A 20,232-nucleotide genomic window follows, 5' to 3' on the forward strand; every position below is an offset into this window, starting at 1 on the left:
TACAGCTCAGCTAAGGTAAGGCTAATACAGATAAGGACTCCACTGAACCCCACCGATTAAATCGCACCTTCCTTAACGGGCGTAATGAAATGGCCAGCCTCGGCGCCGCGCTGAATAATATGTCCTCAGAGCTGGCAGAAAGTTACGCCGGGCTGGAACAAAGGGTGAAGGAGAAAACCGCCGGGCTGGAACAAAAAAATGAGATCCTCTCTTTCTTATGGCAGGCCAACCACCGCCTGCATTCGCGCATTCCGCTCTGTGAACGCCTGTCGCCGGTGCTCAACGGCTTACAAAATCTCACTCTGCTGCACGATCTGGAGCTGCGCGTATACGATATGGAAGACGAAGAACATCACCAGGAGTTTACCTGCCAGTCAAATGCCAGTTGCGATGACAGAGGCTGCCACCTCTGCCCACGCGGTGCACTGCCCTCGCCCGACGGCGCCGCCACCCTGAAATGGCGCCTGGCGGACACCCGAACCCAGTACGGACTGCTGCTTGCTAAGCTGCCGCCGGGTAAACACCTAAGCCACGATCAGCAGCAACTCGTGGACACTCTTGTTGAACAACTGACGGCCACTCTGGCGCTGGACAGGCATCAGGAGCGCCAGCAGCAGTTGATGGTGATGGAAGAACGGGCCACCATCGCCCGGGAGCTGCATGACTCCATCGCCCAGTCTCTCTCATGTATGAAAATGCAGGTCAGCTGTTTACAAATGCAGGGACAGACGCTGCCGCAGAACAGCCAGCAGCTTCTTGGGCAGATCCGTAGCGAACTCAATAGCACCTGGGCGCAGCTGCGCGAACTGCTGACCACCTTCCGCCTGCAGTTAAGCGAACCCGGCCTGCGGCCTGCGCTGGAATCAAGCTGCGGCGAGTACAGCGCTCACTTTGGTTTTCAGGTCAGACTTGATTATCAGCTCCCTGCCCGCCTCATCCCCTCTCATCAGGCAATTCATCTGTTGCAAATTGCCAGGGAAGCCCTGAGCAATTCACTCAAACATGCCGCTGCCAGCGAGGTGACTGTCGCCGTGACACAGCAGGAAAAACAGGTCATATTGCGTATCAGCGACAATGGGTGCGGGGTGCCGGAAAATGCGGAAAGAACCAACCATTATGGATTAATCATTATGCGCGACCGTGCGCAAAGTTTGCGTGGCGATTGTCAGGTGCGGCGGAGAAGCTCCGGCGGGACTGACGTCATTGTCACCTTTGTTCCCGAAAACCTTCTCTCATCCCAGCAAGGAGATAATAATGACTCACCAGGAACCGGCCACCATTCTGTTGATTGACGATCACCCGATGCTGCGTACTGGCGTAAAACAACTGATCAGTATGTCGCCTGAAATCACCGTGGTTGGCGAAGCCAGTAATGGCGAGCAGGGCATTGAGCTGGCGGAAGCCCTCGATCCTGATTTAATCCTCCTGGATCTCAATATGCCGGGCATGAACGGTCTGGAAACCCTCGACAAGCTGCGCGAGAAATCGCTCTCTGGTCGGATAGTGGTCTTTACCGTCTCCAACCATGAAGAAGATGTGGTCACGGCCCTTAAACGCGGCGCCGACGGCTATTTGCTGAAAGATATGGAGCCGGAGGATTTACTCAAATCCCTGCAACAAGCCGCCGCCGGCGAAATGGTGCTCAGCGAAGCGCTGACGCCAGTGCTGGCCGCCAGCCTGCGTGCGAATCGCACGGCGTCCGACCGCGATATCAGCCAGTTGACTCCCCGTGAGCGCGATATTCTCAAACTGATTGCCCAGGGATTGCCGAACAAAATGATCGCCCGGCGGCTGGACATCACCGAAAGTACGGTGAAGGTGCATGTTAAACATATGCTGAAAAAAATGCGCCTCAAGTCCCGTGTTGAAGCGGCGGTGTGGGTCCATCAGGATCGGGTTTTTTAAGGCAAATCCCCGCTAATTCCCCATTGCGAAGAGGATTGCGGCATCAATACCAGCGGAGCACTCAGCGTCAGGACAATCTCATTCGAGGCCACACGCTGGCCTTTTCCATCTTCGGCAATAACCGACAGACGCCACTGATTTTCCGCCCCTTCGCGGCTATCCCAGCGTGGCATGATAATCGTCCAGCCGTCATTATTTCGCGGGTCGGCAGGCGGCGTCAGGCTCAGGGCCTGAGTATCGCCCTGCCAGCGTAAGTCACGTACCCCATGCGTACTGTTGATTTGCAGTTTCAGGGCCACGGTTTCACCCGGCTGGAGATCCCATGGCGGGGTGGCCAGATAAACCGACAGGGTTTTACGCTGACGATACTCCAGCACCGGCGCACTGTTGCGCACCGGGTTGTCATAGCGATTGCCGCGCAGTGAGCTGCTCTGCGTCAGCTCAGCGGCGGAGAGTTGTTTCCATAAAGGGACGCCAAACTGGTAATTCAGCTTCAGGCCAAGATCGTTCTGACTGACCCCGCTCTCGCCCTGCTTGTGGTGCGCTGAGACGGTAACCAGCGGCACCGGCGTGTAGCTGACGCCCACTTTCACCGCCACCGGGTTGTGATAGCCCGTATCGGTATCAAAGAGGGAGACGTTATCCCCGAAGTATTGCTCTACGCTCAGACTGGTATTGAGCTGCTGCCAGAAGGGTAAATTGGCCTGTGCGGTAATGTCATACCCGCGCGCCATCCGCTGTTGCATCGTGGCGCTGCGATAATCCCAGCGGTTCAGCGGCTGATAGTAGTTGGCGGAAAATTGCAGCGATTCGCCCCATATCTCGGCCCCCAGCCCGGTGCGGGCCAGATTTTCATCCAGCAAATTGTCGTAGAAGGTGTTGTAGCCAATGCGCCAGTTTCCCGCATTCCAGCGCTGGCCCACCCCGAAGTTTCCCACCAACCCGGCCTCCTGCTGCGTCACCCCAATCTGGCTCCAGCTCAGGTAACGGTTGGTATCCTGCAATGGCACAAACCAGTCGCCATGGCTGCCGGTAAAGCCGCCATCGTCGTCCACCTTAAAGTCGATAGTCGCTTTACCCCATGGCGAGAGCAACGCGGCAACCTGCTGGTTTACCTCATCGCTGAGCACATCCCGCGCCCGACCTAAGGCAAAAAGTCGCGCCTGTTCGCCGGTCGTCAGCCCGTTATCCGTCATGCTGGCTTCGCCAAAGGCTTTTGCCATTTCGGCCAGACGTTTTTCGTCCGCGCCTGTCTCCGGCGCCATACCCAGATCCGGCAAGTTATCGCCATCATTGTCGAAGGGATTTTGCGCCTGCCGCAGATAGTCCTGTGAGACAGCGCCAGCACTTCCTGCCAGCGGCAAGAACAGGACAAAGGGGATAAGAGACGAGAAAAGACAACGCATCACGACGGGTCAGACGAGCTCCGGGGATTAACTTTATACCAGCACACAGCCTGGCATTTTACGTCGACAATTGCAGCCTCGGGGTGTAATTCCGGAAAATCCTTAATCCTCTGGCCTCATTGCAACTACAGTTAATGCAGCAAACCAACGAGGACAATGGATGAAACAGAAACTGAAATGGGCCTTATGCTGCGCGCTTATCGCTTATGGCCCGGCCGTCGGCGCCAGCGCAACCTTCCAGTTACAATCCCCCGCTTTTGCCGATAACGCATTGATGGAGAGAAAATTTGCCGGCAACGCCAGCAATAATCCGAACTGCACCGGCGAGAATATTTCGCCCGCGCTTTCGTGGAGCAACGCCCCGGCAGAGGTGAAAAGCTATGCTCTGGTGGTGCATGACCCTGAAGGAGCAAAAGGGCTTGGGGTCACGCATCTGGTGGCCTATAACATCCCGGCTGACAGCAGCGGATTTGCGCAAAACGACCTGCGGGACGGCAAAGGCTCACCGGGGGCAAAAATACGCCAGGCAATTTCCGCTGGCACGGCCCCTGCCCGCCGCCGGGCAGCGGCGAACATCATTATACCTTCACCCTGATTGCGACCAGTCTCGCCCCGGATTTACCGCAAGGATTGACCCGTGAACAGCTCTTCAGCCACCTGAAAGGCCACACCCTGGCCGCCGCCGGTTTAATTGGTCGTTTCGGTCAGTAGCGCTTTTAATTCGGGCAGACAGGAGCCGCAGTTGGTCCCGCAGCGCAGTGTTTTGCCCAATGCTGCGGGCGTGGAACATCCGCCTGCAATCGCCGCGCGGATGGTGTTTTCTCCCACGCTAAAGCAGCTACAGATCGTGCGCCCGGGCGAAGGCGTATCGGCGGCCGCTTTGCCTGCCAGCAGCGCGTGGCGCTTTTGTGGGGTCTGGGGTGAATCAGCAAAGGCGGCGGTGATGGTCTGATGCGATACCGCAGGCAAGTGCTCGCCCCCCCAGAAGCCCAGCATCAATGTCTCATCCTGCCAGGCCAGCAGAGTGAACACCCGTCCAGCCCGCAACTGTTGCACCTGCCAGCCGCGCGCCCTGCACTGCCTCATCAGCCACTGGAGGATATCCCCATCCCCCGCAAGCGTCAGATGGGTTAATACGCCAGCGGCTTTTCGCGTCCAGTGGAAAGCGGGCGACGGTGAGAGCGCCTCCCGGCTGTAGAGTTCTCCCTGCCAGGCGGGCTGCCAGCGCGCGATACGTACCGCCGTTTGTTTGCTTTCAGGCTGCCCGGAGTGCGGACAGCAATTGCTGCCGATCAGCGCATTGACCTTTCCCTGGCGGGAAAAACAGTGGTTCCAGTGCATGGGAGAAAACAGCACGCCTGGCCGTTGCCCATGATGCACCTTCGCCCGCGCCACTATCACTCCGCGTATTGAGCTTACGCGCACCAGACACCCTTCGGTAATCGCATAGCGCTGCGCGTCGCCAGGCGCGATCTCCACAAAAGGCTCAGCGATGTGCTGCATCAGTTTTTCCACATTGCCGGTGCGGGTCATGGTGTGCCATTGGTCGCGAATACGCCCGGTGTTCAACAGCAGCGGGTAATACGCGCTTACCTGCGCCAGGGTGGCAGCAGGCCGCACCGGGACCATTCGCAGTTTGCCCGAAGGCCGCCAGCCGGTATGCAAATCCAGCGTTTTCATTGGCCATTGCACTGGCTCAAGCGCATCCCACGCGTCACGGCTGAGGGTCGCCAGCGGACTGATATCAAAGGCGCGTAAGCCGTCATTTTCATACCCCGAGAGCGCCGCGTGTTCCGAGAACACCTCGTGGGCGTGCTGCCAGCCGAAGGCTTCGCCATATCCCAGCTGCGCCGCTACGCTGGCGATTATCCACCAGTCGGCTTTCGCCTCGCCCGGCGGGGGCAAAAATGACCGCTGGCGGGAGATACGTCGTTCGGAGTTGGTCACGGTGCCGTTTTTCTCCCCCCACGCCAGCGCAGGGAAGCGGATATGCGCATAGCGGCTGGTGTCAGTCCGGGCGGCAACTTCCGAGACAATCACCAGCGGGCATTTGGCCAGCGCCGTGCACACGGCATGACTGTCGGGCAACGATACCGCCGGGTTAGTGCCCATAATCCACACGGCTTTTACTTCGCCTCGTCCGATAGCCTCAAACAGATCCACCGCCATCAGACCCGGCGTTTGCGCCAGCCGTTCGGTACCCCAGAAGCGTGCCAGACGCGCCAGGTCGTCGGGCGCAAAATTCATGTGCGCCGCCAGTTGATTCGCCAGCCCCCCAACCTCGCGCCCCCCCATCGCATTGGGCTGCCCGGTCAACGAAAACGGCCCGCAGCCTGCGCGGGCGAATTTACCGCTCGCCAGGTGCACGTTGATAATGGCATTGCATTTATCGCTGCCGCTGGCGGACTGATTAATGCCCATCGTATAGAGCGTAATGGCGCGCGGCGCGTGGAGAAACAGGCTGTAAAAGGTGCTCAGGATCTCAGGCGGTAAGTCGCAGAATGCCGCCACTTTATCGGTTGTCCACTCCCGGGCAACCGCCAGCGCCCCGGCGGCATCATCAAAGTCAGTCAACCGCTTTGCGTTGGCCGCAATGGCGTTAAGTAACCCGACAAACAGCCCCGCATCGCTCCCCGGCGCCAGTGGCAGATGCAGATCGGCAATGTCGCAGGTGGCGGTCACCCGGGGGTCAATCACCACTACCTTCATCGCCGTGTTGTCCCGCTTTGCCTGCACAATACGCTGGTACAACACCGGGTGAGTCCATGCGGCATTCGAGCCTACCAGGATCAGCAGATCCGTGTTTTCCACATCCTCGTAGCTGCACGGCACAACATCCTCGCCGAACGCCCGCTTGTAGCCCGTCACGGCGGAAGACATGCACAGCCGGGAATTGGTGTCGATGTTGGCGGCCCCAATAAAGCCTTTCATCAACTTATTGGCGGCGTAATAGTCTTCGGTCAGCAGCTGCCCCGAGGCGTAAAACGCCACCGCCTGCGGGCCATGTTGCGCAATGATCGCCTTCAGCCGATCCCCCGTCGCCGCCAGCGCTTCATCCCAGCTCACCCGTCGGTTGTCGAGTTCCGGCCACAGCAGTCGGTCGCCGGTTCCGGTGATCTCGCCAAGCGCAGAGCCTTTGACGCACAGCCGACCAAAGTTTGCCGGGTGCAGTGCGTCGCCTTTCACACTCACGCCCGTTTCGCTGACCTGGGCAACCACGCCGCAGCCAACGCCGCAGTAAGGGCAAGTGGTCCGGGTTTCACTCATGAAGCCTCCGCTCGTATCAGTAACGCCTGATTAGCCACCCATACTTCACCCCCCTCCACTTTTACCGGCCAGGCGCGCACCGCCGGTTCGCCGTTGTCCATACTGCAGCCATCACGCAGACGAATGCGCTGTTTATAGAGCGGTGAAATGACCATAGGTTCGCCGTTGCTGTCGCCAAGCAGACCGCGGGAGAGCACCCAGGCCTGGCTGCCCGGTTCGCGGTTATCCAGCGCGTAAACCGTCTCTCCCAGGCGGAACAGGGCAATTTGCCGCTCACCGAGACGCGCGCCAATCCCCGCCTGCTCCGGGATCTCCTCCAGCCGACAAATCGCCTGCCAGGGGCGGGTTGATACAGCCCCTTCCTGCCAGTCGGCTTTTCCTGCCAGCTGCGGCTGCTCGCGCACGGTTTCCCGCTGTACCGCTTCGTCAGGTGTATTGCTGTTAACAAAGGAACGGAAAAGCGCAATGCGCTCGGGATCGTTCAGGGTGGTCTGCCATTCACACTGGTAACTGTCCACGACCCGCGCCATCTCCTCTTCCAGCTCGCGGCCTATCTGCAAGCTGTCGTTAAGGATCACCTCCCGCAGGTAGTCGATTCCCCCTTCGAGGTTATCGAGCCAGGTACTGGTACGTTGCAGGCGGTCGGCGGTGCGGATATAGAACATCAAAAAACGGTCGACGGTGCGAATGAGCGTCGCTTCATCGAGATCGCTGGCAAACAGATCCGCATGACGCGGTTTCATGCCGCCGTTACCGCAAACGTAGAGATTCCAGCCTTTGTCGGTAGCAATCACGCCGACGTCTTTCCCCTGGGCCTCGGCACACTCTCGCGTACAGCCCGAGACCGCCATTTTGATCTTGTGCGGCGCGCGCAGCCCTTTGTAGCGGTGCTCGAGGGTGACCGCCAGTCCGGTGGAATTCTGCACGCCGTAGCGACACAAGGTCGACCCGACGCAGGATTTCACCGTGCGCAGCGATTTACCGTAGGCGTGCCCGGTCTCAAATCCGGCCGCCACCAGTTCAGACCAGATAGCAGGCAGTTCTTCAAGACGCGCGCCAAACAGATCGATACGCTGACCGCCGGTCACTTTGCTGTAGAGCTGATAGCGTTTGGCAATCTGGCCGATGGCGATCAGCCCGTCCGGCGTCACCTCGCCGGCAGGCATGCGCGGCACAATGGAGTAGGTGCCGTCTTTCTGGATGTTGGCGAAATAGCGGTCGTTGGTGTCCTGTAGCGGCAGATGGGCCGGTTTGAGCAGATATTCATTCCAGCAGGAGGCCAGAATAGATCCCACCAGCGGCTTACAGACCTCGCAACCCTGGCCGCGGCCATAGCGGCTGAGCAACTGGCCAAAGGTGCGGATGTGGTTCACGCGCACCAGATGGTGCAGCTCCTGGCGCGAATACGGGAAGTGCTCGCAGACATCTTTTTTGACCTCCACGCCCTGCTGCGCCAGTTGGTACTCCATCACCTGTTTTACCAGGGCGCTACAGCCGCCGCAGCCGGTCGCCGCTTTGGTGCAGCTCTTGATGGCCCCCATGTCAGTTGCGCCGTTACTGACTGCCAGACAGATATCGCCTTTGGTGACGTTATGACACGAGCACAGCTGCGCACTTTCCGGTAGCGCCGCCACCCCCAGCGCTTTCGGGGCGCTCCCTGCCAGTGCTGGCAGAATAAGGCTTTCCGGCTGAGCAGGCAGCGCCATATCATTAAGCATCATCTGTAGCAGCGTGGCGTATTCACTGGCGTCCCCCACCAGCACGCCGCCAAGCAGCCGTTTGCCATCCTCGCTGACCACAATTTTTTTGTAGATTTGCGCCGGTCCATCGGTCCACTGGTAACTCAGGCTGCCCGCGGTGCGCCCGTGAGCATCGCCAAATGACGCCACGTCGACCCCCAGCAGCTTCAGTTTGGTGCTCATGTCCGCGCCGCTGAACTGTACGTCCTCGCCGTCAAGACAGGCAGCGGCCACCCGCGCCATCTGGTAACCCGGGGCCACGAGACCGTAAACCTTGCCGTCCCATACCGCACATTCGCCAATGGCGAAGATGTCAGTGTCTGAGGTGCGACACTGTCCGTCAATCTGGATCCCGCCCCGTTCGCCAGTCTGTAATCCGCTGCCGCGCGCCAGCATATCCTGCGGGCGGATCCCGGCGGAGAAGACCACCATATCGGTCTCCAGGCTTTCACCGTCGGCAAAATGCAGTATCAGACTCTCAGCTGACGTGACAATGTCACGCGTGGATTTACTGGTATGCACCTGCACGCCCAGCGCGTTTATCTTCTGGCGCAGCATTTTGCCGCCCTGTTCATCCAGTTGTACCGCCATCAGTGACGGCGCAAACTCCAATACGTGGGTTTCCAGCCCCAGTTGTTTGAGGGCGTTCGCCGCTTCCAGCCCCAGCAGGCCGCCGCCGATAACCACGCCACGGGTGGCATTTTTGGCCCGGCTGGCAATCTTATCGAGGTCGTCCAGGGTGCGATACACGAAGCAACCTTCGCCGTCGTGACCCGGCACCGGCGGCACAAACGGATACGATCCGGTCGCCAGCACTAACTTATCCCAGTGAGTTTCATGGCCTTTGGCATCACGTACCACCTTCAGATCCCGGTCAATCTCCATCACCTGGCGGGAGAGATGGAGTTCGATACCATGCTGCGCAAAAAAGTCCTTCTGCGCCATGGAGAGCGACTGCGCGCTACGTCCGGCAAAGTACTCCGAAAGATGAACTCGGTCGTAGGCGGCATACTGCTCCTCGCCAAAGACCACAATCTGATACTTCTGGTGCAGATCACGGCTGACACATTGCTCAAGAAAATGGTGGCCGACCATGCCATGCCCGACCACCACCAGCGTAGGTTTTGTCATCATTGGAATTCCTCCAGCCTCTGGCTGCGCGGTAAAACTGTCAAAAAGCCAGTCGGCCTGGGGCGTCTCTGGCGAGTTAAGTCGTTCGGTAAGTGCGGCGGCGCTGGCGCAATCGCCCATCAGCAGCACTCCTGCCAGCTGTCCGTTGCGTATCAGTAAGCGGCGGTAGTGGCCGCTCAACGGGTCGAAGGTGGTCCAGACCTCATCATCAGATGTGGCCTGTACCCGGCCTGCGCTAAAGAGATCGATGCCGGTGACCTTCAGTCGCGTACCGCTGTCCTGCCAGGCAAAATCGGCGTCTGCTTTCCCCAACAGGCGTGCCGCCAGCACCTGCGCCTGCTGTAAACAGGGCTCAACCAGCCCCCAGGTTTGCCCATCGATTTCGCAGCATTCGCCGATAGCGCTCACGCCGCCCACCGCCGTGCGCATTTGGCCGTCCACCACGATGCCACGCGCGCAGGGAATGCCGCAGGCTTCGGCCAGAGCAATCGCCGGACGTACCCCGGTTGCCATCACCACCCGAGTCGCAGGAACGCGCTGCCCGTTGGTAAGGGTGACGCTGGATGTGCTGATTTCGCTGATGCCTGCGCCGGCTTTGCAGGCAATACCACGAACGTTAAGCTGTTCTGCCAGCAAAGCCCCAGCTTCGGCATCAAGCTGCTGCTCCATAAGCCACGCTGAACGGTTTACTAACGTGACACTGTCACCCTCTCGTTGCAGCGCGGCAGCAGCTTCCACGCCCAGCACGCCGCCGCCCAGCACCACGACCGGCCCTCTTTGCGCCAGAATCGCAGCCACGTCATCCTGGGTACGAAAGGTCTTCACATGCGGCAAATCGTGCCCCGGCAGCGAGGGAACAACAGGCACCGAACCGGTGGCGAATACCAGTTCATCCCAGCCCAGCAGACGGCGGTTGGTTCTGAGCTGGCGCGCGGTGAGATCCACGTCGTTGACCCGTTCGCCGCGCAGCACCCTGATATTGCGTTCGGCGTACCACTGCGCGTCGTGGAGCAGGATGTCGGCAAAGGCTTTCTCGCCGCTCAGCACCGGGGAGAGCTGAATGCGGTTATAGGCGTGCGTCGGCTCGTCGCCGATAAGCGTAATGGCGAAGCGATCGTTGCAGGACGCGGTGAGCGTCTCAACAAGGCGGTTTGCCGCCATGCCGTTACCGATAATGACCAGTCGCGTCGTCATCTTTGCGCCTCAGGCCGCTTTCGGCTGTTTTTCATAGAGGAAATGCAGGATCTGCTGGCGCAGATGATGGTAGCGGCTGTCGTCCGCCAGCTGGACCCGGTTGCGCGGGCGCGGCAGCGTGACGTCGACAATATCGCCCACCGTCGCCGCCGGTCCGTTGGTCATCATCAGCACCCGGTAGGAGAGCAGCACCGCTTCATCGACATCATGAGTGATCAGCACGATGGTGGTATTGAGTGACTGCTGAATGCGCATCACCGTGTCCTGGAGATGGGCGCGGGTCAGCGCATCCAGCGCGCCAAAAGGCTCATCCATCAGCAGTACTTTGGGCTTCATCGCCAGCGCACGGGCGATGCCCACACGCTGCTTCATGCCGCCGGAGATTTCGCCAGGCCTTTTGTGCCGCGCATGTCCCATCTGCACGCGTTCCAGATTGTGCTCAATCCACTCCCGGCGCTCGGCTTTGCTCATGGTGCGACAAAACACCTGGTCCACCGCCAGCGCAACATTGTCAAAGCAGGTCAGCCACGGCAGCAGGGAGTGGTTCTGGAACACTACTGCACGTTCCGGACCTGGCCCGGCGATTTCCCGGTTATCACACAGCAGCCCGCCTTCAGTGGGCAGCGTTAATCCGGCGATCAAATTCAGTAAGGTGGATTTACCGCAGCCGGAGTGACCAATCAGGCTCAGGGTTTCCCCTTCATGGATATCAAAGGAGACATTTTGCAGCGCCACAAAGTCGCCGCCAGCGGTAGAAAAACGCTGGCTCACCGCCTGTACCTGAATTAAGGGTTTCATGCTCATGATTATTTCTCCTGCCAGCTAAAGCGACGCGCCACCAGCATCAGCCCTTGCTCAAGCAGCAGGCCGACGACGCCGATAATGACGATGGCTATCAGAATGTTTTCCACGTTGAGGTTGTTCCATTCGTTCCAAATCCAGAAGCCGATCCCCAGCCCGCCGGTGAGCATTTCGGCGGCGACGATCACCAGCCAGGCAATGCCGATCGACAAACGCACGCCGGTCAGTACCGCCGGTAATACCGCCGGAAAGAGAATGCGGCGCATCACTGTCCACTCGGAGAGTTGCAGCACGCGCGCCACGTTGAGGTAGTCCTGCGGAATGCGCCTCACACCTTCGGCGGTGTTAATCACCATCGGCCAGATGGAGCAGATAAAAATGGTCCAGCTTGAGGCAGGCTCCGCTTTCTGGAACAGCAGCAGACCTATAGGTAGCCATGCGAGCGGGCTGACCGGGCGCAGCAGCGCAATCAGCGGGTTAAACATGCGGGCAAAAAAGACAAAGCGGCCAATCAAAAAGCCCAAAGGGATCCCCACCAGCGCCGCCAGCCCAAAGCCGATCCCCACTCGCTGCAACGAGGCCAGTACGTTCCAGCCGATCCCCATGTCATTGGGGCCATCACGGTAGAACGGATCGCGAACAGGGTCATAGCCGAGTCCAGGGTACTGAGCGGCGTCGGGAACCCTTTGCTGTTAATGGCGGCCAGTTGCCAGGCGACCAGCAGCAGCCCCAGTCCCAACAGACCAGGTAAAATACGTTCCGCTACAGCGCGGGCTTTTCTCGACCAGCCCGGCGTAGTGCGGCGCACCTGCACGGTCGGCATTACGAATACCCCGGCGGCGGCGGGCGTCGTGTCGACGCGCTGGACTTTGTGTGCATGTTTCATCTCAGACCCCTGTACGTTGAATGGCAAAACCTGTGGCGTACTGTTCCGGTGCTTCACCGGTCCAGCGTGTGCCGTCCATTAGCGTGCTGGTACGCAGGCTGCTGGTCGGTATACTGATGCCGCCGATGGCCGTCGCAGCGTCTTTCCAGACGTCGAGACGGTTGATGCGGCTGGCGATGGCGGCATAATCCGGCGCCGATTTCAGCAGTCCCCAGCGGCGGAACTGGGTTAAGAACCACATGCCATCGGAAAGCCACGGATAGTTGACCTGCCCCTCGTTGAAGAAGCGGATGGCGTGGGCATCCTGCCAGCGCTGGCCCGCGCCATTGTCGTATTCGCCGAGCATCCGCCCGGTGAGATACTGTTCTTTGGTGTTAAGCCAGGCGCGACGAGAAAGAATGCGTGCGGTTTCGCGGCGGTTCTCCGCTGACGCATCAATCCAGCGCGCCGCTTCCATCACCGCGCACACCAGCGCGCGGGCGGTGTTGGGGTTTTGCCCGACCCAGCTACTGCGGGTACCGAGGATCTTCTCCGGATGATCCGGCCAGATGGACTGACTGGTGGCTGCCGTAAAACCGATGCGGTCGTTGATGGCGCGCGCGTTCCAGGGTTCGCCGACGCAAAAGCCGACCATGTTGCCGATACGCATGTTCATCACCATCTGCGGCGGCGGTACGACCACGGTGCGTATATCGGTAAAGGGGTTGATCCCCCCGCTCGCCAGCCAGTAATAGAGCCACATGGCGTGAGTGCCCGTGGGGAAGGTATGAGCGAAGGTGTAAGTGCCCGGTTCGCTTTGCGCCACCTGCTTTTTCAGACTCTCAACATTGCTGACGCCTTTCTCCAGCAGGTCGCGGGAAAGAGTGATCCCCTGCCCGTTCTGGTTGAGCGTCATCAGGTTGGCCATCGACTGCGGTTTACCGGCAATGCCCAATTCCAGACCGTACAGCAGGCCATAAAGTATGTGGGCCGCGTCCAGTTCGCCGGAGACCAGTTTGTCGCGCACGGCGGCCCAACTGGCCTCTTTGGTCGGAATGAGCGTAATGCCATATTTTTTATCGAAGCCTTTCAGTGAGGCGATAACCAGCGGAGCGCAGTCGGTCAGGGGAATAAAGCCGACCCGCACCGTCGTCTGTTCAGGTTTGTCTGAACCGGACGCCCAGGCAGACTGCATCAGCCCCGGCAGCAGCATGGCGCCGCCCAGCGCCGCGCCAGCCTGGAGAAAACGTCGTCGTGATAATGAAACGGTTAAATCACCCATATACACTCCCAAAGCAAAAAAAAAGCGCCCGCTGATGCTTTCGCACCAGAGGACGCCTTTATCCGTGAAGTCGGTCAACCGCCGTTGGTTACCCGCTTCCGTTGTCTGAATCTCACGATGGTTAATGCAACGGTTGTGCCAGAATGATTGCCACGCTTTTCGCCGCGTTAACGCCTGTTTGCGCCGGTTTTCGCACGGTACTTGTGCAGTAAATGCCCATCAACCGTGCAACTACTCCTTTGGTGTTACTGCCCATAACGCACGGACGGTGAGCAGCGCGCGGGCGATTTCGACCATCCGCTGATTTTTATCCATCGCCATTTTGCGCAGGCACTGCCAGGCCTGTTCTTCGCTCATGTTCTGGTGATTCATCAGCACGCTTTTGGCTTTATCGATCACCTTGCGCTCTTCGAGCGTATCTTTCAGGGAGGCCAGTTGCTGGCTGAGCTGTTCAATTTCCTGCGCCTGCTGCCGGACCAGCGGCAACAGCGTTTTGTCCTGACAGATGAGGGATGTCTCAGCGGTTGTTAGCTGCGTATGCAGCGCAATGACGTCATCATCTTCACTGAGCAAACGGTCTGTCTCCCGGTTGAGGGCATTAATGAGCGTCTCTTCGAGCGTGCGCAGAAACTCGAGACGCTGGGTTTGCAGGGAGAACCAGCGCAGCGCGTTATCGCCGTTATCTGTCGGCGGCGTGCGCGTGCAGGCCAGACGGCGCATCTGCTCGATTTCCAGCCCCGCCCCGCACTCTTTGCCAAACAGCAACGCCGGGGAAGGATCTGAGAGCGACAGGAAGGTATCGAAACACGACTGCTGCCCGTCGATCCTGTCGACCAGCGCCTGACGCTGCCCGTCGCTAAATCGCCCCTGGGTAAACCCCATCGCCCCCAGCGCACGCTCCTGCCCCACTAGCTCTTTTCCCTGCATAAAGCTGTAGAGCGCCACAAGTCGGGCGGCAATGGCCGGGTCGTCGATGCTGTCATTAAGTTGAGGGATGATATTCAGCAGATGACTGATGGCACGGCTGAACTGCGCCATCGCCTGTTCCGCCTCAATTTCACGCTCTCTTATTTGCTTTCTGAGTACAGGAAGTTGCTCCAGCCCCGCAACAGCGGCGGCAATTCGGTGGCATAATGCGCTGCTGTTCAGAGGCTTAAGCCCGTCGAGCACCGGCATCAGCGCAGCGATTTGTTCGTCTGCCAGCGCGCTGCTGGCGCGGCATTCAAGCGCGTACAACCGCCCGCTGGAACAGAGCCAGATGTTTGACGCACCCCGCTCGCACTGTAGCATGTGGGTCAGATGGCTGATTCTCCCGGCCAGTACGCCAAGTTGGGCAAGCTGGCGAAGTTGATTTTTCTGGATTTGACGCGCGTAGCGAAACCAGTCTCTGGCGTCGGCCCGTTCATTCATGCTGGCTCTCCGTTTCATTCTGTTAACGGATGAGAAGCAATAACCATGCCCCTCGAAGGAGTGAAAATGCAAAAGATTGTGATAATCGCCAACGGCGCTGCCTACGGTAGCGAATCTTTATTTAACAGCCTGCGCCTGGCCATTGCCCTGCGTGAGCAGCAAAGCGCGCCGGAACTGCGCCTGTTTTTGATGTCCGATGCGGTAACCGCCGGGCTGCGTGGGCAGAAACCTGCCGAGGGGTATAACATTGGGCAGATGCTGGAGATCCTGACGGCTCAGCGCGTTGCAGTGAAGTTATGCAAGACCTGTACGGACGGACGCGGCATTACCAGCCTGCCGTTAATTGAAGGGGTTGAAATTGGGACGCTGGTCGAGCTGGCGCAGTGGACGCTGGCGGCTGATAAAGTGCTGACCTTTTAATAACGGCAATTCTTTAATACTTTTTTCTTATGGATGCCCTGATGGCATCAAGTTTGCCTGCTGAGTTGCCGATAGGCATTAAAGACAACACAGCAGGTACTATAAATATGTTCAGATCGATTCGCGCTCGTATCATTACAGCGACAGCGGGCTGTTTAGCCGTAGCGCTGCTTCTTAATACCGTGATTAATTATCAGGTAACCAGCCAGCACAACCAGGACTCTCAGCAAAGCATTCTTAACAGCACCAGCGGCAGCCACAGTCTCGCCATCAGCGACTGGGTCAACAGCAAAATGACTGCCATCTCCTCCCTTCAGAAAGTTGCATTAACCGATGATCCGGTTCAGGTCTTTACCCAGGTCGCTGAGGCTGGCGGTTTTATTAACGTCTATGTCGGCTATGCCAGCAAAACAGCGAAATTCTCCAACCCGGATGGCGTTCCGGCCGATTATGATCCCACCATTCGCCCCTGGTATCAGCAGGCGCTGAAAGCCGATGGCCCGATAGTCACCGCGCCTTATGTCGATGCCGGCAGTGGAAAACTGGTGGTGACCTTCGCCGTACCGGTGAAAGAAAATGGCACCCTGAAAGCTGTCGTCTCCGGTGACGTATCCATGGACAGCGTAGTAGCTAACGTTCACGGCATCAACCCGACGCCAAACAGCAGCGGGCTGCTTCTCGACAGCGAAGGCACAATTATCGCCGCCAACGATGGCAAACTGACCCTCAAACCCGTTGCCGATGCGATTAACGGTGTTCCGCTGGCTGATTTACTCTCCGGTAAATCGGTACACGGCACCTTCCTCGGGGCGGATAAGGAGTTTCTCGCCAGCAAAGTGAAAGGGACAAACTGGCAACTGGTGGTCGCTCTGGACAGTGCTGACTCCACCTCCGGCCTGCGGGCACAGCTGAAAGCTTCCGCCATTTCGCTGATTGTGCTGGTCCTGATTGCCGGGGCATTGATGCACTGGATCGTGGCGACCATGTTGCAACGACTGCTGACCATCCGCGATGCCATGAACGCCATCAGCAGTGGTACGGATGACCTTTCCCAGCGACTGCCGGAACAGGGCAACGATGAAGTGGCGCAAATTGCCCACGCCTTTAACGCCTTCAGTGACAAACTGGCGGTGGTGATGGTGAAATTGCGTGACTCCAGTACCTCAGTGAAACAGGCCGCCCAGGAGATAGCCGCCGGTAACCAGGATCTTTCCGGACGTACCGAGCAGGCCGCCTCTAACCTGCGCGAAACCGCCAGCGCGGTCGAGCAAATTACGGCATCGGTGGCCCAGTCTACCGATGCCGCCGCTCAGGCCAACACTCAGGCGCATACCGCCTCTGATGCGGCATCCCGCGGCGGGAAAGTGGTCTCCCAGGCAATCACCACCATGCAGTCTATTGAAGTCGCTTCTTCCAGAATTGGCGACATTACCAGCGTTATCGACGGCATTGCTTTCCAGACCAATATTCTGGCGCTTAATGCTTCCGTTGAAGCCGCTCGCGCCGGGGAACAGGGTCGTGGCTTTGCGGTCGTCGCAGGTGAAGTCCGTAATCTGGCAAGCCGCAGCGCGCAGGCGGCGAAGGAGATTAAATCGCTGATTGATTCCACGACCGAAAGCGTTGCCACCGGATCGCGCTTCGTGCGTCTGGCCGGTGAAAGCATGGGTGAAATTGCCTCCAGTATCGACAGTGTGTCCGTCATCATGCGCGAAATCACCGTCGCCACCAACGAGCAGATGAAAGGCATTCAGGAGATCAATCATGCGGTTATCGATCTTGACCGTATGGTGCAGCAAAATGCTGAGCTGGTGATCCAGTCCGCAGCCGCTGCCAGCGCCCTGCAATCCCAGGCAGGCGAGCTCGCTGAAACCGCAGGTCATTTCCGCATTTAATCTTTTGTCGGCGCATTTTTTCCACGATTTAATGCGCCGACTCATTCACTCACCGAATATTGTCATTATTGTTGAATCGTTACGACAATATTTGATCAAAATCAGCATCTGCCCCCCTCACGTTTGGTGTTATGCCATGAGTGATTTGTGAACGACATCACGCACGGGAACTTACCGCAGGGAGAGCGTTGTAAATAGCGACGGGGTTTAAAATGGCGTTGGTAAAAGCAAGTTTGAAGTTATTTGGTGGGGATACAGTCGTCGTACGGTGTTCTGAGAATTGTCATATTCATCTGATGAGCGAGAAGAGCCACACCTCCAACGCCCAGACAGATATTCTGAGCGTCCAGAATCGCGCCAACGCGTATCTGGCCGTGCCTTACAGCGGTATCTGGAATGTGCTGATCGACAGCCACAGCCAGACGCTGGAGCACTCAATCAGCTACGTTCCGGCCTGACAGCCTTTTCAGGCAAAACCAGGTTTCAGTTCCGGGCCTGGTTTTTCTCCCCCCAGCAGCAATCTGACGCGCCCGACTAATTCATTCAGACAGTCGTCATGCATTCCCAGTTTTGTCAGCTCCTGCTCAAGCGAGAAGAGATACTGCGCATTGCTGCCAAGCGGCCCGCTGGCTGAGGCGATTAACGGCGCAATCACCTGGGTACGGGTATCAGATTCATAGAGCGGATGGCGGGGGTCCATAATAAACACCAGCGCATTCACCGTTCTTCCGTCATCCAGCTCAAGCTTGCGCCAGCTTGGCAGGTAGCAGCCGGTGATCATTTCTCGCTTCCACAGCAGCATCAGCTCTTCATCAAGATGATGTTCAGACAAGCAATAGGCGATTCCGGTGGTGCGGCCGCCCTCTTTTAGTGCAAGCATGCGGCCAGGCTGACAGGCAGTACCCCGACCGGCGGTAAGACGCAAACAGAAGGCGCGATGCCAGCCGACGAGGGTTCCGGTGCAGGATTCGGTAAACTCCAGCACCGGATTCCACATTAGTGAACCGTAACCGAAGATCCAGACCGGGCCATCATCAGGACGGCAGGCAAGTGTTGCAGCAAGCGAGGCTGCCCGTTGCTCCGCAGACCATAGCAGCGAGGCTTCTATGTCGCCAAATGCGGTTTTGCAATCCGCCTTCATTAAAAAATCACGTGTTAACATCTTTACCTCCGCCACTACAGGCTTCCCTGCGACGACTATACTGCTGCCTTCATGGCGCTTTTCAGTGACGATATGCAATTCACAGGCCGTTTTCAAGTGAACTCGACCTGCCGTTAGCACACAGTTGAGAAAATGATGCCAGCAGGAAACTCTGCCTGAGGGTAATCCCCAACAAAACTGTTCTTTTTATAGCAGTTTTTGTTATCTGCGCGCGTAAACTAATTTTTTACACTGTTGGCCCCTGGTCATGGTTATGCCATGCCGTAAAAATAGTAACAGTCAGGAAATAATAATTTTAAACGACTAAACTATCATATTGTAAATATGACAAAATTTATCGAAAACTCAAATTAACGCTCATCTTAAGCAGTAATCACGCCATGAGGTAAATAAAAGTAAAAAACATCTTACACTCTTTATAGGTCTGTTATTTTAGTTGCTGTTTTTTTTATATAATTACAATCACCTGCTCTGGATGGAGACCACAATGACAACAACACTCGAGGCGGCAAAGACCCGTCATAAGGAGACCAGCCTCATTTTCCCGGCACTGGCACTGGCGGTGCCGGCGTTTTGGGGGAATAGCCAGTCGCTGCCGGTGGTTATCGGTATCAATATCCTCGCTCTGGTCGGGATCCTTGCCAGCGCCTTTAGCGTCGTGCGCCATGCCGACGTCCTGGCACATCGTCTTGGCGAACCCTTTGGCTCTCTGATTTTGAGCCTTTCCGTGGTTATTCTGGAAGTGAGCCTGATTTCCGCACTTATGGCCACTGGCGATGCGGCCCCCACGCTGATGCGCGATACGCTCTATTCGATCATTATGATTGTCACCGGAGGACTGGTTGGCTTCTCGCTGCTGCTGGGCGGCAGAAAATTCGCCACCCAGTATATGAACCTGTTCGGCATCAAACAGTATCTTATCGCCCTCTTCCCGCTGGCGGTGATTGTGCTGGTGTTTCCGGTGGCCTTGCCGGGCGGTAATTTCACCACCGGCAAAGCGCTACTGGTTGCGCTGATCTCTGCCGTTATGTACGGCGTATTTTTGCTGATCCAGACCAAAACCCATCAGAGCCTGTTTGTCTATGAGCATGAAGATGACGGTGATGATGACGATCCGCACCACGGTAAACCCTCGGCGCACAGCAGCGGCTGGCATACCCTGTGGTTGCTGATACATCTGGTTGCGGTGATTGCCGTAACGAAAATGAATGCGAATCCGCTGGAGTTTGTGTTGACCGCGATGGATGCTCCCGTGGCCTTTACCGGCTTCCTGGTGGCATTGCTCATCCTCTCACCGGAAGGTCTGGGGGCACTGAAAGCGGTGCTGAATAATCAGGTCCAGCGTGCCATGAACCTGTTCTTTGGCTCAGTGCTCGCCACTATCTCACTCACCGTACCGGTGGTGACGCTGATTGCCTGGTTAACCGGAAATGAACTGATGTTTGGCCTGGGTAAACCGGAGGTTGTAGTGATGCTGGCCTCACTGGTGCTGTGCCATATTTCGTTTTCAACCGGACGCACCAATGTGCTCAACGGCGCCGCGCATCTGGCCCTGTTTGCCGCCTATCTGATGACAATTTTTAACTGATATAGCCTGAATTACCCCGCTTGTCCTCTTGCTGGTAAGCGGGAAAACAACGTCCGTAAAGTGAACGAACTAAGCATCAGAGCCGTATGCTCCCCCTCACCCCGACCCTTATGTCTTGACCTTCCCCGCTCAGGCGGGGAAGATCCCCGACTGATCATCGGGGGGGTTGT

12 protein-coding genes and 3 pseudogenes are annotated in these 20,232 nt (G+C 57.8%); 7 read left to right on the forward strand and 8 right to left on the reverse strand.

The window, feature by feature from the left end; genetic code table 11:
- Positions 1-62 precede the first annotated feature (62 nt).
- Both narX and narL read left to right on the forward strand, forming a co-directional pair.
- Positions 63-1,292: pseudogene (gene narX / locus ACSZO4_RS17580) on the forward strand (nitrate/nitrite two-component system sensor histidine kinase NarX); the annotation flags it as partial.
- Positions 1,255-1,905 (forward strand): two-component system response regulator NarL, encoded by a 651-nt coding sequence (narL, locus tag ACSZO4_RS17585; RefSeq protein ID WP_437890327.1) that lies wholly within the window; start codon positions 1,255-1,257, stop codon positions 1,903-1,905. The pseudogene narX and the gene narL, both read left to right, overlap by 38 nt.
- Here narL and ACSZO4_RS17590 read toward each other — a convergent pair.
- On the reverse strand, positions 1,902-3,311 hold the full coding sequence (locus tag ACSZO4_RS17590; protein WP_437890328.1) for a YchO/YchP family invasin: 1,410 nt from the start codon (positions 3,309-3,311) through the stop codon (positions 1,902-1,904). The genes narL and ACSZO4_RS17590 overlap by 4 nt on opposite strands.
- A 160-nt stretch (positions 3,312-3,471) precedes the next feature.
- On the opposite strand from ACSZO4_RS17590, the pseudogene ACSZO4_RS17595 reads away from it, so the two are divergent.
- A pseudogene (locus tag ACSZO4_RS17595) lies at positions 3,472-4,022 on the forward strand (YbhB/YbcL family Raf kinase inhibitor-like protein).
- Here the strand turns inward: ACSZO4_RS17595 and ACSZO4_RS17600 are convergent.
- From ACSZO4_RS17600 to nasR, 6 genes and pseudogenes are all read right to left on the reverse strand, one after another.
- The gene (locus tag ACSZO4_RS17600) at positions 3,999-6,578 is read right to left on the reverse strand and encodes a nitrate reductase (protein WP_437890329.1); all 2,580 of its coding nucleotides are present in this window, start codon (positions 6,576-6,578) and stop codon (positions 3,999-4,001) included. The pseudogene ACSZO4_RS17595 and the gene ACSZO4_RS17600 sit on opposite strands and share 24 nt — an antisense overlap.
- On the reverse strand, positions 6,575-10,642 hold the full coding sequence (gene nirB / locus ACSZO4_RS17605) for a nitrite reductase large subunit NirB (RefSeq protein WP_437890330.1): 4,068 nt from the start codon (positions 10,640-10,642) through the stop codon (positions 6,575-6,577). Before nirB ends, ACSZO4_RS17600 begins: the two co-directional genes overlap by 4 nt.
- 9 nt (positions 10,643-10,651) lie before the next feature.
- The gene (locus ACSZO4_RS17610; RefSeq protein WP_437890338.1) at positions 10,652-11,440 is read right to left on the reverse strand and encodes an ABC transporter ATP-binding protein; all 789 of its coding nucleotides are present in this window, start codon (positions 11,438-11,440) and stop codon (positions 10,652-10,654) included.
- Positions 11,441-11,448: 8 nt separating this feature from the next.
- Positions 11,449-12,329, reverse strand: a pseudogene (ntrB, locus tag ACSZO4_RS17615) (nitrate ABC transporter permease).
- Between the two features lies 1 nt (position 12,330).
- Complete coding sequence (locus tag ACSZO4_RS17620; RefSeq protein WP_437890331.1) at positions 12,331-13,590, reverse strand: ABC transporter substrate-binding protein; 1,260 nt, start codon at positions 13,588-13,590, stop codon at positions 12,331-12,333.
- Between the two features lie 231 nt (positions 13,591-13,821).
- Positions 13,822-15,000 carry a nitrate regulatory protein NasR gene (gene nasR / locus ACSZO4_RS17625; RefSeq protein WP_437890332.1) on the reverse strand — a complete coding sequence of 393 codons (1,179 nt, stop codon included), beginning with the start codon at positions 14,998-15,000 and terminating at the stop codon, positions 13,822-13,824.
- 66 nt (positions 15,001-15,066) lie between these two features.
- On the opposite strand from nasR, the gene ACSZO4_RS17630 reads away from it, so the two are divergent.
- The 3 genes from ACSZO4_RS17630 to ACSZO4_RS17640 all read left to right on the forward strand — a co-directional run bounded on the left by ACSZO4_RS17630 (position 15,067) and on the right by ACSZO4_RS17640 (position 17,770).
- Positions 15,067-15,420 carry a DsrE/DsrF/TusD sulfur relay family protein gene (locus tag ACSZO4_RS17630; protein ID WP_437890333.1) on the forward strand — a complete coding sequence of 118 codons (354 nt, stop codon included), beginning with the start codon at positions 15,067-15,069 and terminating at the stop codon, positions 15,418-15,420.
- Positions 15,421-15,527: 107 nt separating this feature from the next.
- Positions 15,528-17,312: a methyl-accepting chemotaxis protein gene (locus tag ACSZO4_RS17635; RefSeq protein ID WP_437890334.1), complete on the forward strand. Its 1,785-nt coding sequence runs from the start codon at positions 15,528-15,530 to the stop codon at positions 17,310-17,312.
- A gap of 212 nt (positions 17,313-17,524) precedes the next feature.
- A complete protein-coding gene (locus tag ACSZO4_RS17640) occupies positions 17,525-17,770 on the forward strand; it encodes a DUF1883 domain-containing protein (protein ID WP_437890335.1) in 246 nt (81 codons plus the stop codon).
- 8 nt (positions 17,771-17,778) lie between these two features.
- Here the strand turns inward: ACSZO4_RS17640 and ACSZO4_RS17645 are convergent, their stop codons facing one another.
- A complete protein-coding gene (locus ACSZO4_RS17645) occupies positions 17,779-18,474 on the reverse strand; it encodes a gamma-glutamylcyclotransferase (RefSeq protein ID WP_437890336.1) in 696 nt (231 codons plus the stop codon).
- 487 nt (positions 18,475-18,961) lie between these two features.
- Here ACSZO4_RS17645 and chaA point away from each other — a divergent pair, with 487 nt between their 5' ends.
- A complete protein-coding gene (gene chaA / locus ACSZO4_RS17650) occupies positions 18,962-20,062 on the forward strand; it encodes a sodium-potassium/proton antiporter ChaA (RefSeq protein WP_437890337.1) in 1,101 nt (366 codons plus the stop codon).
- Positions 20,063-20,232: the final 170 nt, after the last annotated feature.

Origin of the sequence: Phytobacter sp. V91, assembly GCF_965644225.1 — a bacterium.
Lineage (GTDB): Bacteria > Pseudomonadota > Gammaproteobacteria > Enterobacterales > Enterobacteriaceae > CBFFRJ01.